Source organism: Paenimyroides ummariense (assembly GCF_900115115.1).
Taxonomy (GTDB): domain Bacteria; phylum Bacteroidota; class Bacteroidia; order Flavobacteriales; family Flavobacteriaceae; genus Flavobacterium; species Flavobacterium ummariense.
In genome coordinates this window covers 124,152-135,145 of record NZ_FOVI01000002.1, presented here as the reverse complement: position 1 = coordinate 135,145, position 10,994 = coordinate 124,152, and the positions used below count along the sequence as shown (strand labels likewise).

The 10,994-nt window shown below is 34.8% G+C and carries 12 protein-coding genes; 5 read left to right on the top strand and 7 right to left on the bottom strand.

Translation table 11 applies throughout. The annotated features are described in order from the left end of the window. The first annotated feature begins 146 nt into the window (after positions 1-146). On the top strand, positions 147-569 hold the full coding sequence (locus BM253_RS02285) for a DUF6943 family protein (RefSeq protein ID WP_091518427.1): 423 nt from the start codon (positions 147-149) through the stop codon (positions 567-569). A 138-nt stretch (positions 570-707) separates the two neighbouring features. Here the strand turns inward: BM253_RS02285 and BM253_RS02280 are convergent, their stop codons facing one another. From BM253_RS02280 to BM253_RS02270, 3 genes are all read right to left on the bottom strand, one after another. Then, positions 708-953 carry a hypothetical protein gene (locus tag BM253_RS02280; protein WP_091518423.1) on the bottom strand — a complete coding sequence of 82 codons (246 nt, stop codon included), beginning with the start codon at positions 951-953 and terminating at the stop codon, positions 708-710. An 11-nt stretch (positions 954-964) separates the two neighbouring features. Then, complete coding sequence (locus BM253_RS02275) at positions 965-1,417, bottom strand: DUF5675 family protein (protein ID WP_091518420.1); 453 nt, start codon at positions 1,415-1,417, stop codon at positions 965-967. Positions 1,418-1,478: 61 nt separating this feature from the next. After that, positions 1,479-2,282, bottom strand: a complete 804-nt coding sequence (locus tag BM253_RS02270; protein WP_091518417.1) for a hypothetical protein — start codon at positions 2,280-2,282, stop codon at positions 1,479-1,481. Between the two features lie 430 nt (positions 2,283-2,712). On the opposite strand from BM253_RS02270, the gene BM253_RS02265 reads away from it, so the two are divergent. Beyond that, positions 2,713-4,209 (top strand): RNA-directed DNA polymerase, encoded by a 1,497-nt coding sequence (locus BM253_RS02265; protein WP_245758429.1) that lies wholly within the window; start codon positions 2,713-2,715, stop codon positions 4,207-4,209. Positions 4,210-4,347: 138 nt separating this feature from the next. On the opposite strand, the gene BM253_RS02260 is transcribed toward BM253_RS02265, so the two are convergent. Further along, entirely contained in the window at positions 4,348-4,965 is a 618-nt protein-coding gene (locus BM253_RS02260) for a murein L,D-transpeptidase catalytic domain-containing protein (RefSeq protein ID WP_091518409.1), read from the bottom strand. Beyond that, positions 4,943-5,695, bottom strand: coding sequence for a lysophospholipid acyltransferase family protein (locus BM253_RS02255; protein ID WP_091518407.1), 753 nt, complete (start codon positions 5,693-5,695; stop codon positions 4,943-4,945). Before BM253_RS02255 ends, BM253_RS02260 begins: the two co-directional genes overlap by 23 nt. A 93-nt stretch (positions 5,696-5,788) precedes the next feature. On the opposite strand from BM253_RS02255, the gene trpS reads away from it, so the two are divergent. Continuing rightward, a complete protein-coding gene (trpS, locus tag BM253_RS02250) occupies positions 5,789-6,763 on the top strand; it encodes a tryptophan--tRNA ligase (RefSeq protein ID WP_091518404.1) in 975 nt (324 codons plus the stop codon). Between the two features lie 64 nt (positions 6,764-6,827). On the opposite strand, the gene dprA is transcribed toward trpS, so the two are convergent. After that, a complete protein-coding gene (gene dprA, locus BM253_RS02245) occupies positions 6,828-7,940 on the bottom strand; it encodes a DNA-processing protein DprA (RefSeq protein WP_091518403.1) in 1,113 nt (370 codons plus the stop codon). A 163-nt stretch (positions 7,941-8,103) separates the two neighbouring features. Here dprA and BM253_RS02240 point away from each other — a divergent pair, with 163 nt between their 5' ends. Then, positions 8,104-9,039 (top strand): HU domain-containing protein, encoded by a 936-nt coding sequence (locus BM253_RS02240; protein WP_091518399.1) that lies wholly within the window; start codon positions 8,104-8,106, stop codon positions 9,037-9,039. Positions 9,040-9,117: 78 nt separating this feature from the next. Next, complete coding sequence (locus BM253_RS02235) at positions 9,118-9,627, top strand: acyl-CoA thioesterase (RefSeq protein ID WP_091518398.1); 510 nt, start codon at positions 9,118-9,120, stop codon at positions 9,625-9,627. Positions 9,628-9,683: 56 nt separating this feature from the next. Here the strand turns inward: BM253_RS02235 and BM253_RS02230 are convergent, their stop codons facing one another. Beyond that, positions 9,684-10,934 carry a hypothetical protein gene (locus tag BM253_RS02230; protein ID WP_091518394.1) on the bottom strand — a complete coding sequence of 417 codons (1,251 nt, stop codon included), beginning with the start codon at positions 10,932-10,934 and terminating at the stop codon, positions 9,684-9,686. Positions 10,935-10,994: the final 60 nt, after the last annotated feature.

The following is a 10,994-nucleotide window of genomic DNA, read 5'->3' as shown; positions in this document are numbered from 1 at the left end:
GGGACTTATTCCGTTTCCTTTTGGATTTTTTGCCCCGCCACCTTTGAAACGGCTTTCTTTTTTTTCTGTTTTTTTCTTTGTAAAAAAGTTTTGGTTTTGAGCCACAGCAATAAAAAAAGCGGAGCTAACCTCAAAAGTGATGCGATATGAAAGCAATTAAAATCTTTACTTATAATCCGAAAAATCAAAAATCAGCATTTGAATTTTATGCTTTATCTAAAGGCTTAAACACTGGTAAGCCCTTAGATATACCTTGCCCGAATTGCTTTGTTATTTCCTGCCGTAATGCACAGGAATTGGATGTTTACCGCAGTATGTTGTTTGGATTATGGAAAACAGAAGCCTTTCATCAACTATTAGTTGGTTCGGTCATTCCATTTATCCGCATAAACGATTTTAAAGACTTCATTTTTGAACAAATCAATTACGTAAAAGGCAAAGAACAAGTATTTACCAATGATGTTCAGAAAGTGAAAGCTTTAGAGCAAAAAGAACGTGCAATGTATGAGCAACTACTTTTGATTTCAGAATTGAAACACATTTACATTTCAAGACATTTGAAGAGATAGCTTTTTGTTTTATCCTTTAAAGGCATAATGTAAGCCATATAAAGGACACATAACCGCACCTGATTTGAAAACGAGTGAAGTAAAATAAAAAATCCTGCCCAAACGGACAGGATTTAAAATTTGAAAAATTAATCCTGATTACTCAGGACTTTCTTTGTCTTTATCTTCGGAACTCATTGCCGTTTGAGCAATCGCAGTCGCCACCGTTCCGCCTAATAACACATAACCGGCTACCGTTACAATCGTTGCAGGTAAAGCTACGGGAGACGCCAAAATTGCACCGCCTACGGCTGTTAATGTAATGCCTACGTTCCGAATAGTTTTGAACCATTTCGGAGTTGGAGCTTTCACACGCTCTACAAAATTTAAACTATCTTTTTTCATTGTCTTGAATTTTAAAATTGAAAATTGTTTTCGATACTGATGCCGTTATGCTGATCCTGGGCTAAGGCTAAAAGCTTTGGATAGATCATCTGATAAGCATCTTTACTTCTTAATACCTGGTAATCGCCATTAACCATTTCAAAACCGAAACCACACAACGGACAGCCTGCGGTTTGTCGGTATGTGTTTCCAATGTGGATATACACAAAACTGAAATTCGGAAGTCCGTTAATTTCAATCATTCCTTTGTGGAACTTTGGGAATTTCTGCCGATACTCGGCATTCATTCCACCCCAGGTGTTGAGCCTTAATGTGTAATTTCCTTTTGGAATAGCGGTTTGCTTTGGTATTTTGACATCACGGATTTTATCTTCCAGTAAGTAGCATTGAAATATATCATCAATGTATAATTGGCTTAATGTACTTTGCTTGCCTTCGGCAACTCTTATGATTTTTGTACGCATCGTTTTTGATTTTAAGGGTTAAACAAAAAGCCCTCTTGACAGAAGGCTTTGATTAGTTTGTTTAAAAGGCATCTTCTATGCGTAAACTGTTACCCGAATTGAGCGTGTAATAAGTACCGTTAACTTCCTGGAAGAATTCAATACCGATACATTGAATAACCGTTACGTTTGCTCCGAGTGTAGGAGTTCCCGGAAGTGTAGCGGTTAATGTTCCGCCTGCATAATCCGTATTCAAAGGAATATAAGCCGAATATTCAACGATATTCAGTTCGTTGTTTGTAATGTCATCAGGATCGTATGTTCCTGTAGTTGCATTATAAACAAAATCGGAAATAACCGCTAATGCATTAACCAAGCGAAAATGCGTAGCACCAATTGGCGAAGCAATCAGATCCACAGGATTGAACGGTGCAACGATAAAATCGGCACTTTCACGCCCTGCAGTGTGTTCTACATCATACGGAGCATTGAAAACCGTACTTAGAGAAATTCCTTTGTTGAACTCAAAACCTAACAAATAGGTCCTTTGGGTTGAAATTTCGACTTTACGGTAGCCTCTGGCTTCCGTTCCATCTTCTAAGTTGATTTTCTTCATTACAGAAGTTAAACGTCCCGTAACCTTGCTATCTGCCATTTTGGACATCAGCGAAGAAAGAGCGGTTCTTACCGATTTGCCAGCTCTGGCACATCCACCAAATTCGTTCATATTCTCACGGGTACGTTCAAATTCGGGAGCAGTTTTGATTTGTTCAGCGGTGGGACCGCCAACCATTCCGGCGAAAAATCCTTTTTGACCTTTTATCTTGAAGTGTCGCACATCGCCAATCGTTCCGACATACTTCATAAGTCCTTTTTGTCTTGCCATTTTACTAAAAATTAAAGAGTTAATAAATACTTTGCTGCAGCTTTTACAAAGTTCACTCTCTTCGTTTTTATCGACAATACACAAGGTGTTGTAATGCAGTGTAATACGGTGCTAACGCACCGAAAACACAAAAGTGTTTGAATTAAATTTGCAATTGGTGGAAGAAATAGGAAGAAGAAACAGGGATAAAAAACGAAAATGTATAGCGTTCCAATGCTTGTAATTAACTATTTTTATACGGTAAATATTTGTAAAGTAAAAAGGTTCTCAAAAGTTGTACTTATGTTGTACTTCTAAAAATAAAGTAAGCTAAAACCCTTTATTTACAAGCATCTACAAAGTAATTACCGATAATTGGATGTTATAGGCAATTTTAAAGATCATGTCATTACCAAGAGAACACTCATTTGAAACAAAAAGACTTCTGAAAATGATTCCAGAAGATATTATTGCTAAATGGCTTTTAGAAGAAGGTTATTTTCCAGAGCAATATGTTGTACCTCCCAGTTTTAAAGTTAATAAATTTGATTTAAAAGATCTTCCCTATTATAGTGTTGATACAACTGGTGCTCAACCAAAATTTGATCCAGAAAAATCTGAATTATTAAATCTTTCATTTCCTAAGACAAATCTAACAGATAGAACTTTTGGAATAATTGCTCCGAAGATTTATCATGATATTGTTTGGTATTTAATGAACGAATGGGATTTAATAATAAAAACATTATTCCAAAGAAATAATAAAATCTATTCATATAGCTTTCCTATACCAATTACAAAAAATTCAGAAGGCTCTCTAGGAGATTTGAGAGCTGGGAGAATGATTTATGAGTTTCTGGAAATGGCAGAAAATGATTTAGTTGCTGAAGCTTATAATTACAAATATGTTTTAAAAACAGATATTAAGAACTTTTATCCATCTATATATACTCATAGTATTGCTTGGGCTATACACACAAAAGCAATAATTCGTAAAAAAGGAAATCGAACCGACTATACGAACTTTCTTGGATTAAAGCTTGATCGTTTATTTCAAAGCGCAAATGACGGATGTACAAATGGCATAGCAATTGGACCTGCAATAACAGATTTGATTGGAGAAATAATCTTAAGTACCGTTGATACCGAATGTTCGAAAATTATTGATTCTAAAGGAATTGATTTTTTAGCTGTTAGATTTAAGGATGATTACAGATTCTTATGTCAATCTAAAGAAGATGCAAATTTTATAATTAAAACTTTGCAGAAACAAATGTCATTATTCAACTTAACTTTGAATGAAAGTAAATCTCAAATTGATGAATTACCAGAAGGATTATTTAGAGAATGGACAGCCGAATATCAACCTTTCTCACTCAGATACAAGAAAAAAATAAGCTATAAAAGATTTGAAAGTTCGTTTCGTGGTACACTTAAAGTTGACAAGAAGTATCCTGGAACTGGAGTTGTTGACAGATTTTTAAGCGAACTATATTTAAAGAATAAAGACCTTAAGTTTAATTTTAAAGACAAAGATTTACTTAAAGCTGTAAGCTTATTATTAATGTTAAAAGAGAGAAGAAATAAATCATTTCCACAAATCCTCGGTATTATTGAAAAAATAATTAATGCAAATAGTGGTAAAATTCGAAGAATAAATAAAATTAATTTAATAATAGAGAATTTATTAAACGAGAAGATGAAGAATATTGAGGATAACCAATATGACTTAATATGGTTAATTTATTTTGTAAAATCTTTAAACTTATTTACAATAACTTATCCTGCAAAAATAAATTCTACATTAATAAAAAGTCTAAAAAACAACAAATCGGAACTTTTAAAACCACTACCTATTGATATAAAATTATTTGAACCGATAAAAGGAGCAGGAAGAAATATTCAATTATTGGATCACTTAGCATTATTCAAAAAAGTAGAAGAATAAAAACTATCTATGACAGCAGTTTGGAGCATAAATTAGTTTTGTTTTAGCTTCATTGCTCTCCGCTCCGCAAAGTCTCTTGACTTTGAGCAGCAGTGATTCTTGTGCGATCCTGAATCAAGTTCAGGATGACCGGTCGTGTTACTTATAATAAATCCTTAACAAAATAGGTTTTTTGCTGTTGTCAATAATGTTTTCTAAAATTTTAAAAGTTTCGTTGCTCACCATTGGGCAGCCTTCGCTATTTATAATGGGCACTAATTGTTCTTCGTGCGGCATAAACGTATAGGTATGCAAAACCACGTAACGCGCAAAAGCTTGGTCATTGGTTTTATCTAAACCATGCAGTTTGTACGATTTTCCAAATCTGCCTACATAATCTACTCCCACTTTATAGTTTCCTAACGATGTCATATTACTGCCTTCCACATTGCTAAATTGCAGTTCCCCATAGGTTCCGGTATTTGATCCTTTACCATGTGCCACCAAACCTTCGTGCAAAATACTATCGTTCTTAACATCATACACATAAAAGCGGTTGTAACGACTTTTAATAGCCATATCTGCCAAGAGAACAACGTCTTGATTATAATCGGGATTTTGTTTTAAAAATTCTTTTGCTTTATCGGAGTTTAATATAAATCGATCTTTAGCTTCAAGAGAAACTTCGCGTTGTGGTCTAACGAATTTAAGTATCAAAAAAGCAGCTGCAGCCAATAAAACAATTGCTATTAAACTACGAATGATTATTTTTTTCATGCTTTAACAAGGGTTGTAAGATCAATTCACGTACTTGGTATTTTAGTTCGGGTTTATCGCGCTGACTTAATCCTTTGGTTTCAACAAACGGATGTTGGTAAATGAACACATTTCCGGGATGCCCTGCAAAAAACCTAAACGGAAACATCTTTTTTAATCCGATGAAGGTCATTGGAACCACCGGAATTTCAAAATCAATTGCCAAGCGAAAAGCTCCATCTTTAAAATCATCTAAAATAACTGACTCATCATTGGGCACACCACCTTCGGGAAAAATACAAACACTTAAACCTTTTGCTAATTTTTCTGCTGCCATAATCATGGTTTTTTGTCGGCTTACAGCACTTGATCTATCTACCAAAATACAGGCTTTTTTATAGAAATATCCAAAAATAGGCAGCTTTGCCAATTCTTTCTTTCCTACAAAAACAAACGGATTTTTAACAAGAATCAGCATCAGCATAATATCCATCATTGACGTATGATTTGCCGTAAGCATGTAACTTTTAGTAGGATCGAATTGTTGTTTTGTTATGATCGATTTTCTAAAACCTGTGCCATAAAATACCGCATAAGCCCAAATTCTTGCCAATAAAAAAAAGAAACGGTAAAACTTATCGGTTGATAATGAAATAATCAAAAAAGGTGAAAGTAGCAGAATTACCACTAATATTATGAGATAGAACCATAGTTTCCAAAAAAACCAGACTACTTTTTTTAAAAATTCCATGTGTTTTTTGTTAGACAATGCAAATTAATAAATAAATAATTTTATCAACTAACGTTATAAACTTTTAAATTTGTAAAAATTTAATTTTAAAGAATGGCAAAAGTATTAACAGGAGTTCAAAGTACCGGAACCCCACACCTTGGAAATCTTTTAGGAGCTATTTTGCCTGCTATTGAAATGGCAAATAATCCTGAAAATGAAACGTTTTTATTTATCGCCGATTTGCATTCGGCCACACAAATTAAAGACGCTAAAACATTAAAAGAAAATACCTATAGTGTGGCTGCAACTTGGCTTGCGTGTGGATTAAATACCAATCGTGTTACCTTCTACAAGCAATCAAGCGTGCCACAAACTTGTGAGCTTACCTGGTACTTAAGCTGTTTTTTTCCGTTTCAGCGTTTAACGTTGGCGCATTCGTTTAAAGATAAAGCCAGCTATTTAGAAAACGTTAACGCAGGTTTGTTTACCTACCCAATGTTGATGGCGGCTGATATTTTATTGTACGATGCCGAATTTGTGCCGGTTGGTAAAGATCAGTTACAGCATTTGGAAATTACGCGCGATGTTGCTTCACGATTTAACAACCAAATGGGAGAAACGTTTGTGTTGCCGAATGCTAAAATTTCGGAAGAAATTATGACCGTTCCCGGAACCGATGGTGAAAAAATGAGTAAATCTCGCAACAACTTCATTAATATTTTTGAAGACGATAAAAAGCTGCGCAAACAAATTATGGCAATTGTTACCGATGCTACTCCGTTAGAAGATCCTAAAAATCCGGATACCTGCAACGTATTTGCTATTTATAAGTTATTGGCAACGAAAGAACAAACTGAACAAATGCGTGCAAATTATTTAGGTGGAAATTACGGCTACGGACATGCAAAACAAGCGTTGTTCGAATTGATTTGCGATAAGTTTAAAGATATTCGTGAAAAATATACGTACTATATGAACAACTTGGAAGAGGTTGATCGTTTCTTGACAGAAGGCGCTGCAAAAGCCGCTGTTATTGCCAACGGTACTTTAAACCGAGTTCGTGAGAAGTTGGGGTATTCGTTTTAAGATTTTTATTGTAACTAAAACTCTAACAGAGTTTGAAACTCTGTTAGAGTTATTTAATTGGTTTTTACCCTTTCACTTTAAAAATCTTTCCGGGTAAACCAACAACAATTCCGTTTAGTTCTAACATCATTAATTCAGCGTTTAAAACAGACATTAATAATTCGGTTTGCAAAGCCAGTTCATCAATATGCAAGGGTTCGTTTTGTAGGGTTTTTAAAATAGTTTGTTGTAATACTGAAAAATCATTTAAGTTGATTTCTTTTTTAACTTCCAATTGTTTCTTTGGTTCAGCAGTTGTATTCCAATTTAAATCGGTAATTAAGTGTTCAAAATTATATAGCAGTTGCGCGCGGTTTTCGTGTATCAAACGTAAACAGCCTTTACTAAAATCATCGGTTATTTTTCCGGGTATTGCATAAACTTCACGAGCGTAATCGTTTGCAAAATAAGCTGTAGATAGCGATCCGCCTGTTTCGGCGCTTTCAACTACAATTGTTGCACTGCATAATCCGGCAATAATTCGGTTTCTTCGTGTAAATAATTCCGGCACTAACGTATTAAAACTGGCATATTCTGTAATAATTAGTCCGTTGTTGAATAAATCAGTATAAAAATTCTTGTGCGTTGCAGGATACAGTTTTTTGAAACTCGTTCCCATAATTCCTACCATTGGCAAATTGAATTTTTTAGCTTCGTGATAGGCTGTAATATCAACTCCGTACGCCATTCCGCTTACAATTGTGGGTTTGTACTGTTGTAAATGTTCCATTAATTTTGCTGTAACTTCTTTTCCGTAGGTCGATATTTTCCGCGTTCCCACAATTGCCAAACAATTATTGTTTAACAAAGAAAGATTCCCTTTATAAAACAAAAGTATGGGAGCATCAGCACATTCCTTTAACATCTTCGGATATTCATCATCTAAAATTCCAACACATTGAATATGATTCTTTTCTATAAACTTTAATTCTTCTTGAATAACATTGTCTTTATCAAAATTTAAAAGCGCATTTTGTATTGATTTCGGAATATTAAACTCAGTAAAAAACTGCTTGTTGTCAGCATCGAACAAACTATTTACATTTTTAGAAAGATCAAGCAATTTTCGGGCAGACAATACTCCTACTCCATCGCAAGCCAACAATTTAAGGTAAGATGTTAAAGTTAACTGATCCATTTATTTTTTTGATTATCATTCTTTTATAAATATAAATCATTTTTTAAATTTGAAAAACACGAAAAGTATTCCAACTCAAAATGTTATCAACAAAAGCCAAAAATTGTTAATAACATTTGTGAATAAATTTCTTTAAAATGTATTGATTGGTTATTTTTGCCTTATGATGATCGAAAAACATATTTCAGCATTATTATACCGCTACCAATGTGTAACGGTACCCGGTTTTGGTGCTTTTATTACCGAAACCGTTTCTGCACGCTATAACGAAACCAGCAATACATTTGCCCCACCTAAGAAAACCATACTGTTTAACAGTTTGTTACAACAAAATGATGGTTTACTGGCAAATCACATTGCTTTAGAAGAACAAATATCTTTTAACGAAGCCGTTGTTTTAATTCAAGATCAGATTTTGTTATGGAAGGCAAATTTGAACGGTAAAGAAGTGGTTTATTTAAAAAATATTGGTGAACTTTCTTTAAACAGTGAACAGAAAATTCAGTTTGAACCTGTTGGATCAACCAATTACTTAACTTCTTCTTTTGGATTAACCGCAGTTATGGCAACCGCTTTAACTCGTGAACAGCAACCAACCGAAACTAAAGTTATAGAATTAGCAACATCAACCAATAACAAGCCACGTTTACAGTGGATGCGTTATGCAGCAGCTGTTGTTGCGGCAGTTGGTTTGTACAGTTCGGTTTCTACCTATCAGGAATATGAGGTTTATCAAGAGAGAAAATTAGCCGTTGAAAAAGATGTTCAAAATCAAATTGAACAAAAACTGCAACAAGCAACGTTTGTGATTGAAGCACCAAAGGTTATTAAAGAGAAAATTGCCGAAGTTACACAACAACAACCAACCAAATCATTTCATATTGTAGCGGGCGCTTTTAAAACCGAAGCCAAAGCACAGATCTTAACCGATGAATTAAAAGCAAAAGGTTACACCAATGCAAAATATTTGTCGAAATCTAAACACAATATGCGCCAGGTGGTTTACAACAGCTACGCAACACAAGAAGAAGCACAAGCTGATTTACGACAGATACACGAAAAAGTAAATAAAGACGCTTGGATTTTTATTGAAAACTAATTATACAAAAGACCTTTACGGGTCTTTTTTTTATTATATTCTCAAATAAATCTGCTATTTTTGTAAAAAATATCAATTATGCAATCTAAAACCCCAAAAGATTCTATTACCATTTTAACCGATATTGTATTGCCGGGTGAAACCAATCCATTAAACAACCTTTTTGGTGGCGAATTACTTGCCCGTATGGATCGCGCTGCAAGTATTACTGCCCGCAGACATTCGCGCAGAATTTGTGTAACGGCATCGGTAAACAATGTGGCGTTCAACAAAAGTATTCCTTTAGGAAGCGTTGTAACAATTGAAGCAAAGGTTTCAAGAACTTTTAGAACTTCTATGGAGATTTTTTTGGATGTTTGGATTGAAGATCGTGAATCGGGTAACCGCCAAAAAGCAAACGAAGCTATTTACACTTTTGTTGCTGTTGATGAAATGGGTACACCAATTGAAATTCCGACGATAACACCTGAAACCGAAGAAGAAATTAAAAGATTTGATGCTGCGTTGCGAAGAAAGCAATTAAGTTTGGTTTTAGCAGGAAAAATGCAACCAAGCGAAGCAACAGAACTAAAAGCTTTATTTAGCTAAATATCATAAAAAAAGAGTGCTTTTCGGCACTCTTTTTAATTTTGAATAATTTTTATTTATCTACCACCTCGGGTCATTCCGCCGCCAGATGAACTTCTGCCGCCACCGCCGCCCATTGATCCGCTGCTTCTACTCATTGACGGAGCTGAAGATCTGCTCATACTTGGCGATGAACTACGACTCATTGTTGGAGCCGAACTTCTGCTAGAAGAACTTGGCTGACTGAAAGTTCTGCTTGGCTGTGATGAAATACGTGATGAACGTTCGATTCTTGAACTTGCCGGAGCAGATTCTCTTCTAATTGAAGATGAATTTCTATTTGATCTTAAAGAACCACTGTTTTGAATAGTTGCTCTGTCTGATCTTAAGGTTGCATTCGATGATCTGTTTCTTGAAAATTCTTCGCTTGAAACTCTTTGTCTTCCGGAATTCACAGTAGTTGCTCTTCCAGAAGTAATAGTTCTGCTATCTGCATTTTGAATTCTACCAACATCTTCGCTTCTGTTAGAACTTCTTAAGTTACTACCTGTTATGGCATTTCTAGATCTTGAAGTATCTCTTGAAGTTTCTAAAGCTCTACGATTAGTTACATTTTCGTTTCTGCTTGTAAAAGAACGGTTAGGATTTTGACGCTCTAATGAATTTCCTCTAACACCACTGTACATACGGTCTGCACGAACTAAACGACGATTATCTGTGTATGAATATCTGTTTCTGTGGTTTATGTGCGAATAGATATGGCTGTGGTATCTAAACACCGGCATTGGTCTCCAATATGAATAGTATGTTGGGTAATAGCCCCAATACCATGGTGAATAATATGGGCGGTATGTTGCCATCCAGAACATATCAAAAAACATTGGTGTTGAGTAGTAGAAAGGCTCATAAATATAGTTTGGACCATAAATATATGAGTTACCTACAATCTGCACCTGAACGGTTTTATTACGTTGACGCTCTAACTCGATCGTTGCTACATCCTGAAACTGATCCTGACCTAAAACTGCCTGAATTACAATTACGCGGACATCGCTTTCACCAACTTCAACTACACGCAAATAATCAACATAATTATCATTATTTAAATCTAGGTTTGATATTTGTGCTTGCGGATCGTTTATTCTTCGCTCAAAATCTTCCAAATCTCTAGATTCGCCAAAAATAGATGCTACTGCCTGCAAATCCAGATTGTCAGAAATATCGTAATTCTGAGCCACAACAGTTGCATTACCCCTGTTGTTTTGCGCAATACCAACACTTGCTGTTAACATTGCCATTGCTATTAATGCGAATCTGAATATTTTCATTTTTTATTATTTTTTGTTTTATATATACAAAATATCAAGTACTGTGCCAAAACTTTAAAT